This window comes from Sphingomonas sp. PP-CC-3A-396, from assembly GCF_004343105.1.
Taxonomy (GTDB): domain Bacteria; phylum Pseudomonadota; class Alphaproteobacteria; order Sphingomonadales; family Sphingomonadaceae; genus Sphingomonas.
The window spans coordinates 173,533-196,822 of the sequence record NZ_SLYF01000003.1 but is presented as its reverse complement, the minus strand read 5'-3'; the positions used below and the strand labels follow the sequence as shown (position 1 = coordinate 196,822).

Annotated in this window: 12 protein-coding genes; 5 read left to right on the top strand and 7 right to left on the bottom strand. The window is 66.8% G+C overall.

Annotation, left to right across the window (positions count from 1 at the left end):
* The first annotated feature begins 113 nt into the window (after positions 1-113).
* Positions 114-3,428: a PAS-domain containing protein gene (locus C8J40_RS07135; RefSeq protein ID WP_132896413.1), complete on the top strand. Its 3,315-nt coding sequence runs from the start codon at positions 114-116 to the stop codon at positions 3,426-3,428.
* A 258-nt stretch (positions 3,429-3,686) separates the two neighbouring features.
* On the opposite strand, the gene C8J40_RS07130 is transcribed toward C8J40_RS07135, so the two are convergent.
* Complete coding sequence (locus C8J40_RS07130) at positions 3,687-4,310, bottom strand: response regulator transcription factor (protein ID WP_132896412.1); 624 nt, start codon at positions 4,308-4,310, stop codon at positions 3,687-3,689.
* Positions 4,307-6,262 (bottom strand): acetate--CoA ligase, encoded by a 1,956-nt coding sequence (acs, locus tag C8J40_RS07125; protein WP_132896411.1) that lies wholly within the window; start codon positions 6,260-6,262, stop codon positions 4,307-4,309. Before acs ends, C8J40_RS07130 begins: the two co-directional genes overlap by 4 nt.
* A 154-nt stretch (positions 6,263-6,416) precedes the next feature.
* Between acs and C8J40_RS07120 the strand changes: the two genes are divergently transcribed.
* Together C8J40_RS07120 and C8J40_RS07115 are read left to right on the top strand one after the other, a co-directional pair.
* Complete coding sequence (locus C8J40_RS07120; RefSeq protein ID WP_243693246.1) at positions 6,417-7,901, top strand: DcaP family trimeric outer membrane transporter; 1,485 nt, start codon at positions 6,417-6,419, stop codon at positions 7,899-7,901.
* A 49-nt stretch (positions 7,902-7,950) separates the two neighbouring features.
* Complete coding sequence (locus C8J40_RS07115) at positions 7,951-9,618, top strand: MFS transporter (RefSeq protein ID WP_132896409.1); 1,668 nt, start codon at positions 7,951-7,953, stop codon at positions 9,616-9,618.
* A 73-nt stretch (positions 9,619-9,691) separates the two neighbouring features.
* Here C8J40_RS07115 and C8J40_RS07110 read toward each other — a convergent pair whose 3' ends face one another.
* From C8J40_RS07110 to C8J40_RS07100, 3 genes are read right to left on the bottom strand one after another with little or no spacing between them, the layout of a single operon-like run.
* Positions 9,692-11,224, bottom strand: coding sequence for a tryptophan halogenase family protein (locus tag C8J40_RS07110; RefSeq protein WP_132896408.1), 1,533 nt, complete (start codon positions 11,222-11,224; stop codon positions 9,692-9,694).
* The gene (locus tag C8J40_RS07105) at positions 11,221-12,693 is read right to left on the bottom strand and encodes a tryptophan 7-halogenase (protein ID WP_165911380.1); all 1,473 of its coding nucleotides are present in this window, start codon (positions 12,691-12,693) and stop codon (positions 11,221-11,223) included. The genes C8J40_RS07110 and C8J40_RS07105 overlap by 4 nt, the downstream gene beginning before the upstream one ends.
* A complete protein-coding gene (locus C8J40_RS07100) occupies positions 12,690-14,210 on the bottom strand; it encodes a tryptophan halogenase family protein (RefSeq protein WP_132896406.1) in 1,521 nt (506 codons plus the stop codon). Before C8J40_RS07100 ends, C8J40_RS07105 begins: the two co-directional genes overlap by 4 nt.
* A gap of 361 nt (positions 14,211-14,571) precedes the next feature.
* On the opposite strand from C8J40_RS07100, the gene C8J40_RS07095 reads away from it, so the two are divergent.
* Together C8J40_RS07095 and C8J40_RS07090 are read left to right on the top strand one after the other, a co-directional pair.
* A complete protein-coding gene (locus C8J40_RS07095) occupies positions 14,572-17,871 on the top strand; it encodes a TonB-dependent receptor (RefSeq protein WP_165911379.1) in 3,300 nt (1,099 codons plus the stop codon).
* A 37-nt stretch (positions 17,872-17,908) separates the two neighbouring features.
* A complete protein-coding gene (locus C8J40_RS07090; protein WP_132896404.1) occupies positions 17,909-18,925 on the top strand; it encodes a cupin-like domain-containing protein in 1,017 nt (338 codons plus the stop codon).
* Here the strand turns inward: C8J40_RS07090 and C8J40_RS07085 are convergent.
* Both C8J40_RS07085 and C8J40_RS07080 read right to left on the bottom strand, forming a co-directional pair.
* Positions 18,922-20,739: a glycoside hydrolase family 9 protein gene (locus C8J40_RS07085; RefSeq protein ID WP_243693245.1), complete on the bottom strand. Its 1,818-nt coding sequence runs from the start codon at positions 20,737-20,739 to the stop codon at positions 18,922-18,924. The two genes, C8J40_RS07090 and C8J40_RS07085, sit on opposite strands and share 4 nt — an antisense overlap.
* On the bottom strand, positions 20,736-23,261 hold the full coding sequence (locus C8J40_RS07080; RefSeq protein ID WP_132896403.1) for an exo 1,3/1,4-beta-D-glucan glucohydrolase: 2,526 nt from the start codon (positions 23,259-23,261) through the stop codon (positions 20,736-20,738). Before C8J40_RS07080 ends, C8J40_RS07085 begins: the two co-directional genes overlap by 4 nt.
* Positions 23,262-23,290 lie beyond the last annotated feature (29 nt).

Here is a 23,290-nt window from a genome sequence, read left to right as displayed (position 1 = left end):
CGACAACCACTCGGTTTACGCCGGGTGGCTGTCGCCGACCGCGCGGATCGGCGCTATGTCTGTCGTGACACCGCGCTTCGGCGCCAGACCGGAGCGCGTCCATCACCCGACCGATGATCATCCTCGCCATTCTCGGTTATGGCGCGCTGTTGTTCGGGATCGCGTGGGTGGTGGATCGGCGCGGGCTGTCGCAGCGGCTAGGGCGGATCGCGTATCCGTTGTCGCTGGCAGTCTATTGCAGCAGCTGGACGTTCTTCGGTGGGGTCGGGACTGCGGCGACGCGGGGGTGGGATTACCTCGCCATCTATCTCGGGCCGGCGCTCGTGTTCCTGCTCGCGCCGAAGTTTCTCGCGCGGCTGGTGCGGCTGGCGCGCGAGGAGGGGTCGAGTTCGATCTCAGACTTCATTTCGGCGCGCTATGGGCGCAGTCGAGGGACGGCGGCGATCGTCGCGGGAACGGCGTTGCTTGCGTCGGTGCCGTATATCGCGCTCCAGTTGCGGTCGGTGACGCTGAGCTTCGGCGCGATCGCCGGAGTCGGCAGCTCGGCGGAGGTCGGCTTGCTGGTCGCGTTGCTGCTCGCGGTCTTCGCGATCGTGTTCGGCGCGCGCCGGTACGAGGTCGCCGGGCGCAACCCTGGCGTGGTCGCGGCCATCGCGGCGGAGTCGCTGATCAAGCTGCTGTGCTTCGTCGTCCTCGGAGTGGTGACCGTGATGCTGCTCGTCGACGTACCGGCTGAGACACTGGCACCGGCACTAGCGCGGCTGCAGTCCGGCTTCACCTGGGGCGCGCTGTCGTCGGATTTCTGGGTGCGGACGTTGCTGTCGGCGTTGGCGATCCTGTGTCTGCCACGGCAATTCTATGTCGGCGTGATCGAGGCGCGCGGGCCCGACGCGGTCGCCCGGGCACGTGGCCCGTTCATCGCGTACATGGTGGTGATCTCGCTGCTCGTGCTGCCGCTGGCGCTGGCGGGGATGACGCTGTTGCCGTGGGATGCCGAGCCCGATCTTTACGTGCTGGCAGTGCCGTTGCAGCAGGGGCATCACCTCGTCGCGCTGATCGCATTTCTCGGCGGCTTCTCGGCGGCGACGGCGATGGTGGTGGTCGAGACGATCGCGCTGTCGACGATGGCGACCAACGACCTGCTCGCGCCGCTGCTGCTCCGGCGCCACGGCGAGGCGGGCGAGGGCGAGCTTGGCCGACGGATGCTGCGCGTGCGGCGCGTCATCATCGCCGCGATCGTCGCGGTCGCGCTGGTGTATGGGCGCAGTCTGGGTGCGGACCTGCCGCTGGCCTCGATCGGGTTGATCGCGTTCGCCGGCGTCGCGCAGTTCGCGCCTGCGCTGATCGCGACGGTGGGGTGGAACTTCGCCAATCATACAGCAGCACGTGCGGGGCTGATCGGGGGCGTGGTCGTCTGGATCTACTGCCTGTTGCTGCCGTCGATCGGCGAGGGCGTGGGTCCGGCGCTGGCGCAGTTCACGCGCGGCTGGCTCGATCCCGATGCTCTGCTCGGCTGGCGGATCGGTTCGCCGCTGGTCAATGGGACGGTGTGGAGCCTTGGCGTCAACGTCGCGCTGATGGCAGGCTTGCATATGCGCGAGCGGCATCGGGGGAACGCCGCACTCGATCACGTCACGACGTTGGGCGAATTGCGGATGCTGGTCGCCCGGTTCGTCGGCGATGGCGAGGCGGAGGCGATCGGCGTGGCGTCGGCCGATCTGCGCGCGCCGATCGACGGCCCCGCCGCGCGCACCGCCGAGCGGTTGATCGCGGGCGTGATCGGCGCGCCGTCGGCGCGGAAGATCGTCGCGTCGAGCATCGCCGGGTCGGCGATCGACGTCAGCGACGTGGTCCGCCTGCTCGACCAGCGCGGGCGCTCGCTGCGGTTCTCGCGCACGTTGCTGTCCGCGACGCTGGAGACGATCGACCCGGGGGTGAGCGTTATCGATGCGGACCTGCGGCTGGTCGCGTGGAATCCGCGCTATGTCGAGATGTTCGATTATCCCGAGGGCTATGTGGTCGTCGGGCGTTCGATCGCCGACCTGATCCGCTACAATGCCGAGCGCGAGGGGGTCGGCGATATCGCGGCGCATGTCGGTCGGCGGGTGGCGCACCTCGCGCGCGGCACGCCGCATAGTTTCGAGCGGCAACGGCCATCGGGGCGGTGGATCAAGATGGTCGGACGGCCGATGCCGGGCGGGGGCTACGTCCAGAGCTTCACCGACATCACCGCGGAAAAGGAGGCGCAGGCCGATCTCGAGGCGCGGGTCGTCGCGCGCACGCACGATCTCGCGCGGTCGAACCACATGCTCGACGAGGCGCGGGCGGTGGCGGAGACCGCGACGCGCGACAAGACGCGGTTTCTGGCGGCGGCGAGCCATGATCTGTTGCAGCCATTGCATGCGGCGCGGCTGTTCTGTGCGGCGCTCGACGAGGGGAAGGCGCCGCATCAGGCGGAACTGGTGCGCGCGATCGATGGCGCGATCGGGTCGGCGGACACGTTGCTGCGCGCGCTGCTCGACGTGTCGCGGCTCGATGCAGGGGGCGTCGTGCCGAAGGTCGAGCGGTTTGCTCTGGGGGCGTTGATCGAGGAACTGGTGGTGCAGTTCCGGCCGCTGGCGGGCGAGCGTGGGCTGGTGCTGGCGGCGCATCCGGGGGCGTTCAGCGTGGCGACGGATCGGTCGTTGCTGCGGTCGATATTGCAGAACTTCCTGTCGAATGCGGTGCGTTATTCGGCGGACGGGCGGATCTGGATCGGCGCCCGGCGCAGAGGCGGTGACGTGCTGATCGAGGTGCGTGATGCTGGGCCGGGGATTGCTGCCGGGGACCGCGAGCGGATCTTCGAGGAGTTCGAGCGGCTCGAAAGCAAGGGGAGTGCGGGCGGCGGCGTTGGGCTGGGGCTGGCGATCGTCCGGCGGATCGCGCGGTTGCTCGGGGTGGCGGTGGAGTTGCGGTCGGCTCTGGGGCGGGGAACGACGTTTGCTGTGCGCGTGCCGTTGGCGCCTGCTGGGCTGGACGTGGCTTTGCCGACGCCTTCGGCGATGCGTGCGCTAGTGCCGGGGTTGCGGGTGCTGTGCCTCGATAACGATGCGACGATCCTGGCGGCGCTCGATGCGGCTTTGCGCGCGCGGCGGTGCGTACCGCTGCTAGCCGCGACGGTTGCCGAGGCGATGGAATTGGCGGCGGACGAGGAGCCGGATGTGGCGCTGGTCGACTATCATCTGGATGAGGCGGAGGACGGGCTCGACGTGGTTGCGCGGTTGCGGGCGATGACGCCGGCGCCGGCGATTGCGCTGGTGACCGCGGACCGTGCGGTCGTGGAGGATGTGCGGTGTGCGGGGCTGGTGGTGCTGACCAAGCCGGTGGTGCCGGCGGATCTGTGGCGGTTTATCGAGGAGGCCTCGGCGGCGGCAGCGCGCGGGATTTGAGCCTTCTGCATCCTCCCCCGCAAGGGGGAGGTGGCTGGCGCTTGCCAGACGGAGGGGGCGGAAAGGGTCACGTCTGTTTCGCGTCCTCCCCCTCCGTCGCCTTCGGCGCCACCTCCCCCCTAGCGGGGGAGGATTGGACACGACAACCCGCCGTCATCCTGACGAAAGTCAGGACCCAGAGCCACGATCGGTGCGGGTGGTATCCTGGGTCCTGACTGTCGTCAGGAGGACATTGAAGGAAGGGCAGGCGGTGCGCGGCTAGTCGGCGAAGTGGATGTCCATCGCCCTTGCCGCGAGTACGGCTTGCGTGCGGTTCTGAACGCCTAGCTTGCGCAGGATCGCGGTCATGTGGCCCTTCACCGTACCCTCCGAGATGCCGAGGTCGAACGCGACTTGCTTGTTCAGGCGGCCGGCCAGGACACCGAGGAGGACCTTCAGTTCGGTGGGGGTGAGGCTGGCGACGCGGGTGGCCATGTCATCGACGGGTGCGCCTGCGGTTGGCGCGTCGCGTTCGCCGGCCAAGGCTCGGGCTACGGCGTTTTCCAACGTTGCGAGATCGGCGGTTTTCGAGACGAAGCCGATTGCGCCATACGCCCGCGCACGGGGCGCCGCTTCGGCTTCGTCGGCCGAGGAAATCACCATGATCGGCGTGTCGGGGCGTTCGGCGTGGAGCAGCGCGACGCCGGCAAAGCCTTCAGACCCCGGCATGCGCAGGTCGAGCAGGATCAGGTCGAGACATTCAGCACCGCGCACCGCATCGACCGCCTCGCAGAGCTGCCCCGCCTCGATCACCACCGCGTCGGGCGCGGAGCGGCTGACCGCCAGTTTGAGCGCCTGGCGGAACAGCGGGTGATCGTCGGCGATGAGGATCGTGCGGGTCATGCCGGGACGGGGATGGCCTCCTCGCGGCCGGCGATCAAGGCGTCTACTACCGCGGGATCGGCGAGCGTCGAGGTGTCGCCGAGCTGGTCGAGCTGGTTCTCCGCGATCTTCCGCAGGATACGGCGCATGATCTTGCCCGACCGCGTCTTGGGCAAAGCGGGCGCGAACTGGAGGATGTCGGGAGTCGCGATCGGCCCGATCTCGCGGCGGACCCATTGGACGAGTTCTTTGCGCAGCTCCTCGCTCGGCTCGGCGTTCGCGTTCAAGGTAACGTACGCGTAGATGCCCTGACCCTTCACGTCGTGCGGCATGCCGACGACCGCGGCCTCGGCGACCTTCGAGTGCGCGACGAGCGCGCTCTCGACTTCGGCGGTGCCCATCCGGTGGCCGCTGACGTTGATGACGTCGTCGACGCGGCCGGTGATCCAGTAATAGCCGTCCTCGTCGCGGCGGCAGCCGTCGCCGGTGAAATACTTGCCCGGATAGGTCGAGAAATACGTCTGGAAGAAGCGCTCGTGATCATTCCACACAGTGCGCATCTGGCCGGGCCAACTGTCGGCGATGACGAGATTGCCCTCGACCGCGCCCTCCAGCACCTTGCCGTCCGCATCGACCAGTTCGGGCAGCACGCCGAACAGGGGTTTGGTCGCGCTGCCGGGCTTGAGTGCGGTTGCGCCGGGCAAAGGCGAGATCATGTGGCCGCCCGTTTCGGTCTGCCACCAGGTGTCGACGATCGGGCAGCGGCCGTCGCCGACGACGTTGTGGTACCAGTTCCACGCCTCGGGATTGATCGGTTCGCCGACCGAGCCAAGCAGGCGCAGCGACTTGCGGCTGGTGCGAGTCACCCAGTCGTCGCCCTCGCGCATCAGCGACCGCAGCGCGGTCGGTGCGGTGTAGAGGATGTTGACCTGGTACTTATCGACGATCTGCCAGAACCGGCTGTGATCGGGGTAGTTGGGTACGCCCTCGAACATCACGGTGGTCGCGCCGTTCGCGAGCGCGCCGTACAGCGAATAGGTGTGGCCGGTGACCCAGCCTACGTCCGCCGCGCACCAGAAGATCTCGCCGGGCCGGTAATTGAAGACGTATTCGTGCGTCATCGACGCCCACACCAGATACCCGCCGGTCGAGTGGAGCACACCCTTGGGCTGGCCGGTCGAGCCGCTGGTGTAGAGGATGAACAGCGGGTCTTCGGCGTTCATCGGCTCGGGGGCGCAGTCGGTCGACTGGCCCTCGACGCACTCCGCATACCAGCAGTCGCGGCCTTCGGTCATCGTCACCTTGCCGCCGGTGCGACGGACGACGATGACGGTCTCGACCGCGAGATCGCCGTGGTCGAGCGCGGCGTCGACATTGGCCTTCAACGGCACGGTTTTGCCGCCACGCAGACCTTCGTCGGCGGTGATGACGATGCGGCTGTCGCAGTCGTGAATGCGGTTGCACAGGCTCTCGGGCGAGAAACCGCCGAACACCACCGAGTGGATCGCGCCAATCCGCGCGCAGGCGAGCATCGCGAACGCCGCCTCGGGGATCATCGGCAGGTAGAGGGTGACGCGGTCGCCCTTCTGGACGCCCTTCGCCTTCAGCGCATTGCCGAGCTTCGAGACCTCGTCGCGCAGTTCGGCATAGCTGATCTTGCGGTCGTCGGCGGGGTCGTCGCCCTCCCACAGGATCGCGGTCGCGTCGGGGCGCGCGTCGGCGTGGCGATCGACGCAGTTGGCGGCGACGTTCAGCTGGCCGTCCTCGAACCAGCGGATGTGGAAGTCGCTCTCGTCGAACGAGGTGTCCTTGATCTTCGTCGGGGTGACGATCCAGTCGAGCCGCTTGGCCTCCTTCGCCCAGAACGCGTCGGGATCGGTGGCGGCCTCGGCATACATCCGGTCATAGGCGGCGGCGTCGATCAGGGCGTCCTTCGCCCATTCCGCGGGGACGGGATAGCTGGGCTCGGTCATCTGGCTCTCCTTTTGCCACGCTGTACGCGGTCATGTCGGCACGATCATCCCTAACCAAAGTAAGGGGTGTACGGGGGTTCGCAATGCGCCATGATGACGACGCTAATTCCACGCGTAAGACCAGTGGAAGAGCGCGGAGACGGGGATGACACGGATGGCATTCAAGACGAGGCTGGCCTTTACGGCGTTGCTGGCGGGTACTGCGCTGGTACCGGGCATGGCGCAGGCGCAGGCGCAGACGGCACGTGAGATCGAGCTCGAGACGCGATTGAAGGCGCTCGAAGCCGCCGTGCAGGATCTGCGCGGCGAGCTGAATGCGGCGCGCGCGACCGCTGCGGCGCCGATCGCCCCGACTGCCATGAACCCGGCTCCCATGAACACCAATCCCATGAACCCGGCTTCCATGAACACCAATCCCATGACCGCGTCGTCGATGAGCGTGGCATCCGAGTCGCCAGGCCGATCGCCCGGCGCGACCAACGTGGCCCAGGCCAAGCCTGTCGCGGCAAATTCGGCACCGACCGACGGTTTCCGCGTCGGCAACACGACGGTCAAGGTCGGCGGCTTCGTTCGCCTCAACGTCATTGCCAGCCGCTACAGCGATGGCGAAGCCGCGGTCGGCGGGCTGGGCAAGGAGTTCTTCCTGCCGCAGCAGATTCCGGTCGGCGGCGGGTTCTCCACCCAGGATCTGCTGCTCTCCGCACGCCAGACCCGCCTGCAGTTCAGCACGTCGACGCCGATGAACGGCACCGACATCAAGACGCTGGTGGAGTTCGATTTCGCGCTCGCGACGGCGCCGGTCGGCGCGCAGCGTGCGACCAATCCCTACACGCCCACCTTCCGCCGCGGCTTCATCGAATATGGCAACCTGTTGGTCGGCCAGGAATGGTCGACTTTCCAGAACATCGCGGTGCTGCCGGAGACGACGGATTTCGTCGGACCGCTGGACGGCACGGTGTTCAACCGCCAGGCCCAGGTCCGCTACACCATCCCGTTGCGATCCGGCCTGACGTTGCAGATCGCGGCCGAGAACCCCGAAACGGAAACCGCGCTGCCGGCCAATGCGGCGCTGGTCGACACGGATGACGATCGCCTGCCCGACGTGGTGGCACGCGTGAACTGGAAGCCGACATTCGGAGATTTCGCGCTGGCCGGTATCGCGCGTGAACTGCGCACCGATACGCTGGGCAGCGGCGATACCGCTTTCGGCTGGGGCGTTTCCGGGTCTGGCAAGATCCCGATCGGAAAGCGTCACGACCTACGCTTCATGGCGACCTACGGGCAGGGCATCGGCCGCTATCTGGGATTGGGATACGTCCCCGACGCGATCTACGGCGGCACCGCGACCCAGCTCGAGCGGATCGATAATTTCGCGGCCTTCGCAGCGTTCCGTATCGGCTGGACCGATGCGATCCACTCGACGCTCATGGGCAGCTACCAGTCGGCCAATTATCCTGCAGGCGTGATCGTCACGGGGCTGGCGAACGCCAAGTCCTATGGCGGCGCGGGCAACCTGTTCTGGTCGCCGGGCAAGGGCTTCGACATCGGCGTGGAATATCGCCACGCCGTGCGCGAACTCGTCTCCGGTGACACCGGCGCGCTCGATCGCCTCGAATTCGCATTCAAATACGGGTTCTGACTGCCCAACGCTGCAGAATCCCCACCGCACCACCTGAGAGGATACCGCCATGGCGACTACAACCGGGGACGCATCGCCCCTTGGTCACGTGAAGCAGAGCCAGCCGCTGATCATCATCGCTTCCTCGCTGGGGGCGGTGTTCGAATGGTATGATTTCTACCTCTACGGCCTGCTCGCGACGATCATCACCGCGCAGTTCTTCTCGGGCGTCAACGAGACCACCGGGTTCATCTTCGCGCTGGCGGCGTTCGCGGCGGGGTTCGCGGTGCGGCCGTTCGGTGCGCTGGTGTTCGGGCGGATCGGCGATGTCGTCGGGCGCAAGAACACCTTCCTCGTGACGATGGCGATCATGGGCCTGTCGACCTTCCTGGTCGGTCTGCTGCCCAGCTATGCCTCGGTCGGCGTCGCCGCGCCGATCGCGCTGGTCGTGCTGCGGCTGTTGCAGGGCCTAGCGCTCGGCGGCGAATATGGCGGGGCTGCGACCTATGTCGCGGAGCATGCGCCCGACAAGAAGCGCGGGCTGTTCACCAGCTTCATCCAGACCACCGCGTCGCTCGGGCTGTTCGCGGCGCTGCTGATCGTCATCGGCGTCCGCACTTTGGTTGGCGAAGAGGCATTCGCGGCATGGGGCTGGCGGATCCCGTTCATCGTCTCGATCGCGTTGCTCGCGGTATCGCTCTGGATCCGCATGCAGCTCGAAGAGAGCCCGGTGTTCCAGAAGATGAAGGACGAGGGCAAGACCTCGAAGGCCCCGCTGACCGAAGCGTTCGGGCAGTGGAGCAACCTCAAGGTCGTGCTGATCGCGCTGTTCGGTGCGGTCGTCGGGCAGGGCGTCGTGTTCTACACCAGCCAGTTCTACGCGCTGTTCTTCCTCGAGAAGAACCTGCGCGTCGACGGGCCGACCACCAACATCCTGATCGCGATCGCGCTGCTGATCGCAACGCCCGCATTCATCTTCTTCGGCTGGCTGTCGGACAAGATCGGGCGGAAATACATCATCCTGACCGGCTGCGCGCTCGCCGCGCTGACCTACATGCCGCTGTTCCACGCGCTGTCGAAGGCCGCCAACCCCGCGCTGTATGCGGCGCAGGCCAATTCGCCGGTGAGCATCGTCGCCAATCCCGACGAATGCTCGGTGCAGTTCGACCCGGTCGGCAAGAACAAGTTCGACAAGAGCTCGTGCGACATCGCCAAGGCTTATCTGGCGAAGGCCGGCATTTCGTACGCCAATGTGATCGCGCCCGCGGGCACCGTCGCGCAGATCCATATCGGTGGCGCGACCATCCCGGTCGTCAACCCGGCGGTCGTGTCTGGGCCTGATAAGGCGGCGGCGATCAAGGCGTTCCAGACCGAGGTGAAGACCGCGCTGACCGCGGTGGGCTACCCCGAAAAGGCGGACCCGGCGCAGATCAACAAGCCGATGGTCGTCGCGATCCTCGTCCTGCTCGTGCTGTACGTGACGATGGTCTACGGGCCGATCGCCGCGTTGCTGGTCGAGCTGTTCCCGACGCGGATCCGCTACACATCGATGTCGCTGCCCTATCATATCGGCAATGGCTGGTTCGGCGGGTTCTTGCCGACCGCGGCGTTCGCGATGGTCGCGGCGACCGGGGATATCTATTACGGGCTCTGGTATCCGATCGTCGCCTGCGCGGTGACGGCCTTGGTCGGGTTGGTGTTCCTGCCGGAGACGTTCCGCCGGTCGCTGCACGGCTGAGCTGCTGCGTTACCGACAACCTGATCGGCCCCGAGGCGCTCAGGCGCGCCTCGGGGCCGAAATGTTTTGGGCGTCAGGTTCGAACTGGGGACCGCATGGGCGGGACGCCCTCAAACCGGCCATTTGCCGCAACGAAGTCGCCATGGCCGGGCAATGCCTGCGCCGTGCGCAACGTCGCCCCGCGGATCTGACGGACCGCGTCCGCAACGCGGTCGGCATCGAGCGCATCGACGATCGGGTCATAACCGACCGGGACGACATCCTGCCCGAGCAGCACCTGCACCCAGCTCGAAATCCCGAAAAGTTCATCGTCGTAGCGGAAGATGCGGGCGTTTTTGCGGAACAGCGTGAGCTTGCGCGTCAGGCTATCGGGGATCGGCATCGTCCGGACATGCCGCCAGAACGCGGAATCATCGCGGCGGGTGGCGTGGTAGTGCAGGATGATGAAGTCGCGGACCGAGGTATAGGCGTCACCCATCAGGCGGTTGTATTCGTCGCGTTCGACATCGGCAAAACCGCGGTCGGGGAACAGCGCGAACAGCTTCGAGATACCGGTCTGGATCAGGTGGATGCTGGTCGATTCAAGTGGTTCGAGAAACCCTCCGGCGAGGCCAAGCGCGACGACGTTGCCCTCCCACAGCCTTTCCCGACGCCCCGCCTTGAACCGCAACTGGCGCGGCTCGGCGGTCGGTTTCGAGTCGAGGTTCGCGAGCAACGTAGCGGTCGCCTCGTCATCCGAAATGTGCGCGCTGGAATAGACATAGCCATTGCCGGTGCGATGCTGGAGCGGGATGCGCCATTGCCAGCCGGCGGTGCGCGCGGTCGCCCGCGTATAGGGCAATAGCGGCGTGCTCGGTTCGGTCGGCACCGCGACTGCGCGATCGCAGGGGAGCCAGTGCGACCAGTCCTCGAACGCCACGCCCATCGTTTCGCCGAGCAACAGGCTGCGGAAGCCGGAACAGTCGATGAACAGGTCGCCGTCGACCGATTGGCCACCTTCGAGGCGAACGGCGCGGACATGGCCGGTCCGCGGATCGCGATCGGTGCCGGTGATCCGCCCTTCGATCCGGGTGACGCCACCGGCCTCGGCACGGCGGCGGAGGAACGCCGCGTAGAGCCCGGCGTCGAAATGATAGGCGTAGGCGAGCGGTGGCTGGCCGCCAGGCTGGCCGAACTTGTGCAGATAGGCGGCGACCGCGGAGGGGGCATATTCCTCGAGCGCGCCGATACCGGGGCGATCGCGCAGTTTCAGCCAGAGCTGGTGGAAGGCGAGCCCCTGGATGTCGCGGCCATGCCCGCCAAAGGCGTGCATATAGCGATCGTCGCCGGTGTCCCAGCCGACGAACTCGATGCCGAGCTTGAAGGTGGCGCCGGTCGCGCGGAGGAAGTCGCGTTCGTCGATCCCGAGCAGCGCGTTGAAGCCGAGGATCGGCGGGATCGTCGCCTCGCCGACGCCGACCGTGCCGATCGCGTCGGACTCGATCAGGACGACCTGGCGCTGGCCATCGTCGAGATAGCGGGCGGCGGCCGCGGCGGCCATCCAGCCGGCGGTCCCCCCGCCGACGATGACGACTTTGCGGATGGGGCCAGGGTTGGGATCGGTCATCGTGCACGCTCCAGTTGCGCGAGATACAGGGGATAGGGGGGCAGGCGCGCCGGCAACGCGGCGGTTGCCTCGGCGAGCCGTTTCAGCGTCGCGGCGATCGTTTCGGGCGGGCTGGCCGAGGCGATCGGATCGGCGATGCGGGGGATGATGCCAAGACCGAGCAGCAAGCCGTGCCAGTCGTCCTTGTCGAAGCTTTCATCCTCGTAGAACGGCAGGCGACCGCGATGCGCAAAGTGTTCGAGCGTGTGTGCGAGGCTGTCGGGGCGGGGGAGGCGGGACGCATGCTTCCAGAACGGACCGCGCGTGCGACCGGTCGGCAGGTAATGCGCCGCCTGGACGTCGCGGACCCGAGCGGCCTGGCGGTAACTGCGCTGATTATATTCGGCGAGCTCGGTCGGCGCGCAGTCGCGCCCCGGCAGCAGGTCGATCGCGCGGAGGATCGCGGCATGGGCGAGGTACAGGTTGGCGTCGGCAAGCGGATCGAGCACGACCGCGGCATCGCCCAACGCGAGGACGTTGTGCTTCCATGGCTCAGGGCGGGCGCCCGGCGTGAGCGGTACGAAGGTGTCGCCGGCCGGCAGAATCCGCCGCGCGCTGGAGTCCGAGGTCTGGTCCGCCGCGTAGGCGAGCCCGACCAGCGTACGGTCGCGCAACCGGCTTGCGAACCGCCAGCCGGCCGGCACCGCGACCAGATCGTCGGTCGGTGTCAGGGTCTGCACCGGCGCCGTCCCCAGCAACAGACGATCGACCGGAAGCCAGCGCCGCCAATCGTCCCACCGCGTATCAAGTGCCGACCGCAACGGAGCAGCGGGGCCGGAACAGTCGACATACAGATCGGCGACCAAGCGGCGGCCGTCTGCCAGCAACACCGCGGAGACCCTGCCGTCTTCACCGCGCTCGACACCCGCAAAGGCGCCGGGAACGGGGACGATGCCGATATGCCGGGCGAGCGCGCGCAACAGGTCGCGGTAGCGGGGCGGATCGAGCCGTAGCGCATAGCCGAAGCCCGAGATCGGCGAGTTCGGATCGTCGGACGGATGGACGAATTTCTCTGCGGCGGCGAGGACCGCGGGCACCGAGAAGGCATCGAACGCCGCTGTCTTCCCCGCGCGGCGTGCATTCAGCCAATGCTGGTGGAATGCGCCGGGAGCGATCGCCCCGCCGCGCTCGCCCTGCGCCAGCACGACAGGCGCCCCGTCTCCGCTCCAGTCCGACAGTCGCGTGCCGAGCCGGTGCGTCGCGCCCGCCGCCAGCAGATCGCGTTCGCGCAGGCCGATCCGGTCGTGAAAGGCGGTGATCGACGGCAGCGTGCCGGAGAGCCAGTCGGTCAGCGCAGTGGGATCGTCCGGGGTCTCGATCAGAGTCACCGCCAGCCCCGGCAGCGCGCGCGCGAATGCGATCGCTGCGGACAGGCCGACGACCCCGGCACCCAGCACGGCAATGCTCGCGATCGGCGTGCGGCTGGTCACGCGGCAATCGTCGCGTTGCGGCGGGCGATGAACGCGGCATGGTCGGGCATCGCGGTCGCGGTGGCGGCGACATGATCGCGCAGGCTGGCGACCGCGCGGTCGAGACCGTCGAGCCCAGGGCGATCGGCACGCTGGTCCCACGCCTTCGGGATGATGCCTTGCCCGAGATAGACCGCGATCCAGCTCGGTTCGAGGAACAGCCCCTCGCTATACTGCGTCACGCGACCGGCGCGGCGGAACAGCTCCATCTTGTCGGCAAGCGTCGTGGGCACCTCCATCGTCCGGACATGGTTCCAGAAGTCCGAATCGTCGCGGGTGGTGGCGTGGTAATGCAGGATCAGGAAATCGCGGATGCGGTCATATTCCATGTCGACCATCCGGTTGAACTCGGTCCGGTCGGTCGCGGAGATGCCCTCCGATCCGGCGCGCTGCGGAAACAGTTCGATCAGCTGCGTGATCGCCATCTGCGCGAGGTAGATGCTGGTCGATTCGAGCGGTTCGAGGAAGCCCGAGGCGAGGCCGATCGCGACGACGTTGCCGACCCAGCTGTTGCTGCGACGACCGGCGCGAAATTTGAGGAAGCGCGGGTCGGCGAGCGGCGTGCCCTCGACCGACGCGACCAGCGCATCGGCAGCGGCCTGATCCGCAATATGCGCGCTGGAATAGACATAGCCGTTGCCGACGCGGTGCTGGAGCGGGATCCGCCACTGCCATCCGGCCGGTTTCGCGGTCGCTCTCGTATAGGGTTCGATCGGTCCCTCGGGCGAGGTGCACGGCATCGCGACCGCGCGGTCGCACGGCAGCCAGCGCGACCAGTCCTCCCACGGCTCGGCCATCGCATTGCCGAGCAACAGGCTGCGGAAGCCCGAGCAATCGACGAACAGGTCGCCCTCGACCGTCTCCCCATTGTCGAGGCGGACCGCACGGACGTCGCCGCTCACCGGATCCTGGTCGACCGACACGATCCGCGCTTCGGTCCGGCGTGCGCCGTGCGCTTCGGCAAAGCGGCGGAGATAGGGGCCGAACAAGGTCGCATCGAACTGATAGGCATAGCCGAAGCTCGCCGCGAGATCGTCCGCCGGGCCATCGGGAATGGCGAAGCGGTGCGCCTTCGCAGCGGCGACCGCGACCGAATAGTCGCCGATTGGCCCTGCGCGTCCCTCCGCCGCGAGCCGGAGCCAGTAATGGTGGAAGCCGACATCGTCGAGCGGTCGGCCGAACGTGCCGAACGGGTGGATATAACTGTCGCCGATCGCGCCGAAGTCGCGGAAGTCGATTCCCAGTTTGAAGGTCGCATGCGTAGCCCGCATGAAGTCGGCCTCGTCGAGACCCAGTCGCTCCACGAAGGCGCGGATATGGGGCAGCGTCGCTTCGCCGACGCCGACGATGCCGATCTCTGCCGACTCGATCAGATGGACGCTACACGCTGTCGGCAACAGCCTGACCAACGCTGCGGCCGTCATCCATCCCGCCGTTCCGCCACCGACCACGACAATCCGCGTTCCGCCCGTCTCCATCCCCGCCTTCATCCTCTCGCCAGCACCGTTTGCACAGTCTCTTCCGACAGCCTCTTATCAGTAGGGCCGTTCCGAGCCTGTTACACTTTGGCAACACCTCGGCAACGTCTGACACATCTGTCTTTCAAATTGTCTTATTCGTCTTGTGATCCGTAATTTTGCTGCCTAACACCTTGGTAAGGCGAGCGAAGGACGTTCGTCGATCTGGAGATGTGCGATTAGATCGTCTGCTCGAAGAGCGGCGGCGATCGCGCTGAAGGATGCTTAGGGGTTTATCATGGCTGGTGTTGCATCATCGCGGGCGATAGCTCGCGCGTCGCGTCTTATTGGCGCAAGCGTTTCGGTTCTCGCCATCGCCGTCATGGCACCTTCGGCCTTCGCGCAGGTCGCCGATCCTGCCGCAGCTGATCCGCAGGCAGTGCCGGCGCCGGCCGGTTCGGGCGTCGCAAGCACGACGTCGGGTTCGGCAAGCCTCGATTCGGCTACCGCGGGCACGGCCCCGGGTTCGGCTAGCAACACCACCGGCACTTCGGGCGCATCGCAGGACGCCGGTAATCCGACCCCGGACACCGACCGCGGCGAGATCGTCGTCACCGGCATTCGCCAGAGCCTGGCCAACGCGCAGAACATCAAGCGTAATTCGGACACCGTCGTCGACGCGATCACCGCGGAAGACATCGGTGCGCTTCCCGATCGGTCGGTCAACGAAGCGTTGCAGCGCGTTCCCGGCGTCTCGATCAGCCGCTTCGCCGCCCCCAGCGACTCGGCGCATTATTCCGCACAGGGTTCGGGCGTCGTCATCCGCGGCCTCAGCTATGTCCGCGGCGAGTTCAACGGCCGTGACGCGTTTGCAGCGGGCGGCGGTCGCGAGATCGGCTTCAACGACATTCCGGCGGAAATCGTCGGCTCGGTCGAGGTCTTCAAGAACCTGACCGCCGATCTGGTCGAGGGCGGCATCGCCGGTACCGTCAACATCAACACGCGCAAGCCGTTCGATTCGAAGAAGGACCTGCTGTTCCTCTCAGCGGGCATGAACCTCGGCGATCTCGAGAAGCGCGGCGCGCCGCAGTTCGTCGGGCTCGTCTCGAAGCAGTTCGACCTGGGCAGCGCAGGCCGGTTCGGTATCCTCGCCAGCGGCACCTACCAGAAGCTCTACAGCCGCTCGGACTCGGTGTTCATCTCGTCGATGCTGCCGCGCTACAACGACGACAAGAACGGCAATGGCGTCCAGGATGCCGGCGAAGGCCGCGTGCTGAACGCGGGCACGCCGTACCAGTCGACGCTGTTCGATACCTTCCCGCTGCCGGCCGGTCGCGACGTCGTATACGCACCGCTGGGTGCCGGTTCGCGCTCGCAGGATTTCGACCGCACACGCATCGGCTATTCGGGCGCCGCGCAATATGAGACCGCGTCGGGCAACCTGCTGGTGACCGCACAGTTCGTCCGCGCCGAATCGACCGACGACTGGCTCGAGCACACCGTCGAGCCCAACGTCTATTACGGCGATGCCAACACGGTGTTCCCGGTCGGTGGCTCGGACTTCACCTACGACGACAACGGCGTCTTCACGAGCGGCACGCTCGGCAAGCGAACCGGCGCGGTGCAGGGCAACGGCCCGAACGGGTACGGCGTGCTGAGCCAGTTTTCGCCGAACGGCGTGTTCACGACCGAATCCAACCGTCACTTCTTCTCGAAGTCGATCTCGCAGGATCAGTCGCTCAACATCAAGTTCGAGCCGATCGAGCGCCTCCACCTGAATTTCGACGGGCAATACGCCACTTCGAAGGTCAAGGTTCGCGACGACATCCTCGACACCGCGACGTTCAGCCAGACCGCGATCGACCTGCGCGGCAGCATCCCGCAGATCACGTCGATCACACCGGGCTTCGATACGACCAGCTATTTCGCCAACCCCAACTCGATCTATTTCCGCGACGCCTTCAACGGTCGCCAGGATAACGATGGCCACGAATGGGCCTTCCGCGGCGATGCGCAGTTCGACGTCAGCGACACCGCGTTCCTGCGCAACGTCCGCGTCGGCGGCCGGTATGCGGATCGCAAGCAGCTCGTGCGGTCGGCGGATTACAACAATTGGGGCTATCTGTCCGAGACGTGGTCGGCAAAGGGGCCGGTAAGCTATGCCGCACTTGGTCAGAACGAGCAGAGCCTGCACAACTTCACGAACTTCTTCCGTGGTCAGACCAACACGCCGCCCAGCGCGACCTTCGTCGCCGAAGACATTTTGCGCGATCACGACGCTTTCACCGATCTGCTGCGCAAGATCACGACCCTGGGCGGCGGCGGGTATACCGCGCTCGAAGATCGCAAGAACGGCGATGGCAGCCCGCTGAACGATGGCGCGTACCTGAACAGCGAACTCTATCGTAACCGCGAGCAGACCAAGTCCGCCTATGTCCGCGCCGATTTCGGCGTTGAGGATTTCGGCAACGGCATGAGCCTGACCGGCAACGTCGGCGTGCGCTTCGTCAATACCAAGGACAGCTCGAACGGCGCGATTACGTTCCCGAACCAGAGCAGCATCTTCGATGCGTCCAACCTGCCGGCGACCCCGACCGGTGGAGCGTATCCCCAGACGCTCGCCGGGTTCTGCCAGTCGCAGCGTGACAAGCCGCCGGCGTCGGGGACGATCAACGCGATCTGCACCGTGCCCGCAGCCCAGCAGGCGGCGATCCTCGCCTATGCGAACTCCGGATCGATCCCGGATGTCGCCAAGCAAAAGTTCAACTTCTGGCTGCCGAGCGCCAACGTGAAGCTGCAGGTCACGCCGACCTTGCTGTTCCGCGCCGCCGGATCGAAGGCGATCTCGCGTCCGAACTTTGGCGATCTGCGCAACTTCGTCGGCGTCGGTGTGTCGTCGGGTAACACCGCGGGCAACTACCAGTTCTCGGCGACGTCGCGGAACCCGTATCTGCGGCCGGTCGAGGCGTTGCAATTCGATCTGACCAGCGAGTGGTATTTCTCCAAGGTCGGCTCGCTGACCGCGACGGTGTTCCACAAGACGCTGTCGAACATCATCGTCGACAATCTGGGCTACACGCGCACGCTGACCAACAACGGCCAGACGTTCGACGTGCAGGTCAACGGCCCCGCCAATGTCGACGGCAAGTCGCGGATCAAGGGTGCGGAAATCGCGTACCAGCAGACCTTCGACTTCCTGCCGGGTGCGCTCAGCGGTCTCGGCCTGCAAGCCAACTACACCTATGTGAAGGCGGGCAAGATCCCCAACCCGGTGCCCGCCAACGGCGCTGCGGATGGCAGCCGTCCACCGCAGGACGTCGCCGGTCTGTACGACAACCTCCCGCTTCAGGGCCTGTCGAAGCATACCGTCAACGTCGCCGGCTTCTACGACAAGGGTCCGTTCTATGCCCGCGTCGCGTATAGCTGGCGCTCGAAGTTCCTGCTGACCAACCGCGATTGCTGCTTCCCGTTCCTGCCGGTCTACGCATTGCCGACCGGACAGCTCGATGCCTCGGCGTTCGTGACGGTGAACGAGCATTTCAAGCTGGGCGTGACCGCGTCGAACCTGCTCGACGAGACGACCAAGACCAACTTCCTGCTGAACGGTGCAGGGCTCGAAGCGCCGCGGAGCTTCTTCAAGAACGACCGGTCGTACACGCTGTCGGCGCGCATGACCTTCTGAGGTAGCGGGATACGAGGCCAGGGATTACACGCACGCGATGAGTGAGATCCTTGGCCTCCCGGTTGCCGAAACCGGTGCGATCGACGCGGCGCGGTTCGAAGCCGAAGTCGCGCACGGCTATCGCCCGGTGGTGATGCGCGGACTGGCGGCGGACTGGCCTGCCGTCCGCGCCGCGCGTCAATCCGATCGCGCGATCGGCGAGCATATCGTGTCGTTCGATGGCGGGCGCTCCGCCGACGTCATGGTCGCGCAAAGCGACGTGCGCGGGCGGTTCTTCTACAATGACGACCTGAGCGGCTTCAATTTCGAGCGCGCCAAGGCGCCGATCCCGACACTGGTCGATCAGTTGATCGCGTTGCAGGGGGTGCCGGGTGCGCCGGCCATCTATGCCGGAGCAGCCGCGGCGGGGGAATTCCTGCCGGGCTGGGCGGAGGCGAACGTGTTGCCGCTGCCGACTCCCGATGCGGTGCCGCGGGTTTGGATTGGTAACGAGAGTCGGGTCTCGACGCATTACGACGTGTCGAGCAACGTCGCGGTTGTCGTCGCGGGGCGGCGGCGGTTCTGCCTGTTTCCGCCCGAGCAGGGGCCCAACCTGTATGTCGGGCCGCTCGATGTCACGATCGCCGGACAGCCGGTCAGCCTTGTCGATCTCGAAGCGCCCGATCTGGAGCGGTATCCGCGATTTGCCGAGGCGCGTGCGCAGATGCAGGTGACGGTGCTGGAGCCGGGCGATGCGATCTTCATTCCGTCGATGTGGTGGCATGACGTCAAGGCGCTCGGGCGGTTCAACGTATTGGTCAATTACTGGTGGGGGCAAGCGGGTGCGGCTTCGCCATTCCCCGCGCTGATCCACGCGATCCTGGCGATCCGTGACTTGCCCGAGGGCGAGCGCGCGGCGGTTCGCGGGTGGTTCGATCAGTATGTGTTCGGGGATGAGGCGAAGGCTACGGCCGCGCATTTGCCCGAGGCGATGCGCGGCGTGCTTGGGAGCCCGTCGCCGGAGCGAACCGACGCGATCCGCGGATACCTCGCGCGAACGCTAGAACGGCTCTAGCGCCCTCGCGTCGCGTCGAGGAAGGCGGCGGTCCATACTAGCGGGGCGTTCCAGTTGATCGCGACTTCGTTGACGGTGAAGGCACGATAGTCGTCGATCCAGCAGGTTTGGGGTGCACAGCCTTTCATCGGGCCGGGCTCGTTCGCGGCGGCCGAGTTGGGGCCGCCGGAGAGGACTCCGGTGGGTGGCGCGGGATAGCGCTTGTCCGCCGCGGCCGCCCAGAAGCGGTGATGCGGGTGCTGCATCGGGCGCGTGCCGATACCGGTGACGTAGGACCGGTCGAGCGGGTTGCGGCCGAGGATATAGTCGAGGCTCGATACCACCGCGTCGCGATAGGCGGGCTTGTGGTCGATCTGCCACGCGACGCCGAGCACGATCGCGCGGTTGAGGATCGAACTGCTCGAGCCCCAGGGGTAGTTGGTGCCGCCAAAGGGGATGCCGTAGCCGCTGCGCTTACCCTCGGCGACGAACCCGTCGGCGAGCGCGGTGATCCGCCTGCGGAGCTTGGCACGGTCGTCCGCGGGTAGCGTGTCGGGCAAGGTGGCGAGCGTCAGTGCGCCGGCCAGTCTGAGCGAACCCCAGCCGATATCCGTGCCGGGGTCGGTGAAGATGCCGTCCTTGCGCAGGCGATCGAGGAAAACCGCTTCGCTGGTGGTCGCGTAGAGTTGCGCGGCGGCGAAGGTGAACTCGTCACGGACATCCGGGTCGCCATAACCACCGCTACCGGTGAAGTCGGAACTGGTGAGGAGGGCGGGGTGGCGCAGTGCCGCCGCCCAGCCGCGTCGGGCTGCGGCGAGGCACTTGGTAGCGAAGGCCGGATCGATCGTCCGCCAGATCCGCGCACATTGTGCCGCGACGCCGACCATGTTGAGCGTGGCTGCGGTCGAGGGCGGATACAGGAACCGAATCTCGTGATCATCAGCCGGCGCGGTCGGTATCCCCGTCCAGTTCTTGTCGGCGATCTTGGTATGAACCAACCCGCCCGCGTCGATCGTCTCGAACCGGGTGATCGCCTTGCCTGCGACGCCCGCGTCTGGAGCGATAGCGAGCTTGGTATCGTCGGCGATCTGCATTGCGAGCAGGAAGGCGACTTCGACGCGGGCTTCGTCGAGCAGGTCGTCCTTGCCGTTGGCGCGTTCGGGCAGCGCGAGGCGACCGTCGGCGAACGCGTTGGTGTCACCGAACACGGCCAAGCGCTCGTGGAGATCGAGCAATGTCCAGGTCGAGACGCCGCCGTTGACGACGTATTTGCCGTGGTCGCCGGCGTCGTACCAGCCGCCGGTCGCGTCGAGCTTGTAGTCGCAGCCGGGCCATTTGACGCCCTTCTGGTCGATGCCGGCAAAGCAGGTGGCGATGTCGGGGGCATGGCCGGCGGGGCGGGCGAGGTCGTTGCGCTCGACGAAGGCGGGCAGGATGGGGACGCCGCTGCGCTGTTGGTAGAAGAAGGCCATCGCCGCGGTCGCCACAGCCGCGAACGGGCGGTCGGCGATCGCGAACGGGTGGCTGGCGTCCGCGCCGACGTGGAGGCGATAGCCGGTGCCGGGCGTCCGGAACGTGCCGAAGTCGATCCGGTGGACGCTTTCGCCCGCGGCTGGGTCGGGATCGACGGGTATCGTCTGCCCCGACGCGACGGTCTTGCCGCGCGCGTCGGTCAGCGTCCATGCGAGCGGTTTCGTCTGCGCAGATGGCAGGACCGCCAGCTTGGGGCCGGTCGTCTCGAACCCGGTCTGGTCGATCCGGATCGGTGCGGGCGGGGCTTGCGTGGCGGCAGTCGTCAGCAGGACGGCCGCCGCACTGAGCAGGAGCCGGCTCAATCGCCGCACTTCGCCATCGGCACGGGTGCGGAGTCGATCTTCACGTCGGAGATCGACAGGCCCAGCTTGCCGTCGGTGGCGATCACGAACGGCGCGGTGACGTGCGCCATGTCGATGCCGCGCTTGGCGAAGCACTGAAGCGGGACGATCACCTGTTGCCAGTCGCCGGGCTTACCCGCCGCGAGCGTCTTGCCGATCGGGACGGTGACCGCCTTGCCGTCGTTGCTGACCATGCCGAGACCGACGGGTGCGCTGGCTGCGCGATCGACGCGGACGTCGACGACGAGGCTCAGTTCGCCATTGCTCTCGCGCGTGAGGTCGAGCGGGCCCGAGGCCTCGACGCGGGCGTCCGCAGCGCCACCGGTCCAGACGAGCGCACGTGCGTCCTCCTGGCGACGGCGATCGACTGCGGAGGCGGTGAGGCGCTTGGTTGCGGTCGTCGCGTTGACGCCGAGCAGGCGAACCTTCGACTGGTCCTGCTCGACCAGGGTGAGCGACCAGCCCTCGGGAACGCGGCCCTTGCCGAAGATCGTGCCGTTCGACGACGCGGCCATGCCGGCAGGGCGGGTTTCGTCGAGCTTGGGGACGGTGCCCGGCTTGGCGTAGCTGAGGCCATAGCCGAACGCGAACAGCGGGTCGTAGCCGGCGTCGGAGCGGTTGAGGACATACTGGTCGGGACGCTTTGGCCACGAGAAGCTCAGTTTGCCGCGGAAGTCGTTGGCGACGCTGCCGTCCTTCTTGCGGAACAGTACGTCGGCGACGCCGCCGCCTTCGCTGCCCGGCAGGAACGCCGCGACGAACGCATCGGAGGCGTTCAGTTCGGCGTTCACCCAAAGCGGGCGGCCCGACAGGAAAACCGCGACGACCGGCACGCCTGCGGCCTTCAATTTGCGGAGGAGTTCGAGGTCGGACTTGTCCTCGGCGCTGTATTCGAGGTTCGGGCGGTCGCCCTTGAACTCGGCATAGGGCTGTTCGCCGAACACGACGATCGCCGCGTCGGGTTTCTTTGCAAAACTGCCGTCCGCCGACAGCGTCGCGGTACCGCCGGCGTCCTTGACCGCGGCGCTGATGCCCGACCAGATCGTCTCGGCGTTGGGGAAGTTCGCGTTGGTGGTGCCGCCGCCCTGCCAGGTCAGCGACCAGCCGCCGGCCTGTTGCGGGATGTTGTCCGCACCGCCGCCCGCAACGAGGATGTTGGCAGACGGTTTCAGCGGGAGCAGGCCGCCCTCGTTCTTGAGCAAGACCATCGACTCACGTGCTGCACGGCGGGCGATCGCGCGGTGGTCGGCGGCACCGATGAGGTTCATCTTGCCGGCAAGTGCGCGCGACGACGGGCGACCGCGATCGAACGTGCCGGCGCGGATCTTTACGCGCAGGATGCGGCGGACCGCGTCGTCGAGGCGGGCGGCGGGGATCTCGCCCGACTGCGCCTGCTTCAGCGTGTTGTCGTAGAGCGTCTTCCACCCGCTGCCCGAATACATGAACATGTCGAGCCCGGCGTTGATCGCGGCGGCACAGCTCTCGTTCGAGCAGCCATCGACCTGGCCGTGGCCGTTCCAGTCGCCGACTACGAAGCCGTCGAAGTGGAGGCGGTCCTTGAGCACACCGGTGAGCAGGCTCTTGTTGCCGTGCATCTTGGCGCCGTTCCAGCTCGAGAAGCTGGCCATCACCGATTGCGTGCCGGCCTCGATCGCCGCGGGGTAACCGCCGAGATGGATGTCGCGCAGGGTGGTCTCCGGGATGAGCGCGTCGCCTTGGTCGCGTCCGCCGGTGCCGCCATCGCCGAGGAAATGCTTGGTGGTCGCGATGACGTGGTCGGGGGCGAGGAACTCCTTGGTGCCGACCTTGCCCTGGATGCCGTCGATCAGCGCACCGGCATAATCCGCCTGTACGGTCGGCTCTTCCGAATAACTCTCGTAAGTACGGCCCCAGCGATCGTCGCGGACGACGGCGAGCGTTGGGGCGAAGGTCCAGTCGATGCCGGCGGCGGCGGTCTCGATCGCGGTGACGTGGCCGATCTCGCGCATCAGGTCGCGGTCGCGCGCAGCACCGAGGCCGATGTTGTGCGGGAAGAGCGTCGCGCCGGGGATGTTGTTGTTGCCGTGGACCGCGTCGGTGCCCCAGATCACCGGGATCGCTGGGCGGCCGTCGCTGCGGGCCATCGAGGCGTCGTAGAAGGCGTCCGCGAGTTTCAGCCACTCGACGGGGGGCGCGAGGTCGTTGCCGCCGGGGCCGGCATTGCCGCCGTTGAGGATCGAGCCGAGCTTGTAGGTGCGCAGGTCGGAGGGCTCGATGCTGGCGATGTCGACCTGGATCAGCTGGCCGATCTTGTCCTCGACGGACATGCGTTTCATGATCGCGTCGATCCGCGCCTCGACCTTCGGATCGCGTAGCGGCCGTGCGTTGGCGGTCGGCCAGATCTCGGGATGCGCGACGGCGGAAAGCGGCGCTGGTTGCGCTACCGGCGTCGCTGCGGATTGCAGCAGAAGCGCGATCGTGAACGTGGAAAACCCTGCCGACATCATACTCTCCCCCATCGGTGCGCGATCGT

Excerpts from the sequence above, each read along its gene's own strand:
- C8J40_RS07135 (WP_132896413.1), top strand. The coding sequence starts at position 114 with ATGATCATCCTCGCCATTCTCGGTTATGGCGCGCTGTTGTTCGGGATC.
- C8J40_RS07130 (WP_132896412.1), bottom strand. The coding sequence starts at position 4,310 with ATGACCCGCACGATCCTCATCGCCGACGATCACCCGCTGTTCCGCCAG.
- acs (WP_132896411.1), bottom strand. The coding sequence starts at position 6,262 with ATGACCGAGCCCAGCTATCCCGTCCCCGCGGAATGGGCGAAGGACGCC.
- C8J40_RS07120 (WP_243693246.1), top strand. The coding sequence starts at position 6,417 with ATGGCATTCAAGACGAGGCTGGCCTTTACGGCGTTGCTGGCGGGTACT.
- C8J40_RS07115 (WP_132896409.1), top strand. The coding sequence starts at position 7,951 with ATGGCGACTACAACCGGGGACGCATCGCCCCTTGGTCACGTGAAGCAG.
- C8J40_RS07110 (WP_132896408.1), bottom strand. The coding sequence starts at position 11,224 with ATGACCGATCCCAACCCTGGCCCCATCCGCAAAGTCGTCATCGTCGGC.
- C8J40_RS07100 (WP_132896406.1), bottom strand. The coding sequence starts at position 14,210 with ATGGAGACGGGCGGAACGCGGATTGTCGTGGTCGGTGGCGGAACGGCG.
- C8J40_RS07095 (WP_165911379.1), top strand. The coding sequence starts at position 14,572 with ATGGCACCTTCGGCCTTCGCGCAGGTCGCCGATCCTGCCGCAGCTGAT.
- C8J40_RS07090 (WP_132896404.1), top strand. The coding sequence starts at position 17,909 with ATGAGTGAGATCCTTGGCCTCCCGGTTGCCGAAACCGGTGCGATCGAC.
- C8J40_RS07080 (WP_132896403.1), bottom strand. The coding sequence starts at position 23,261 with ATGTCGGCAGGGTTTTCCACGTTCACGATCGCGCTTCTGCTGCAATCC.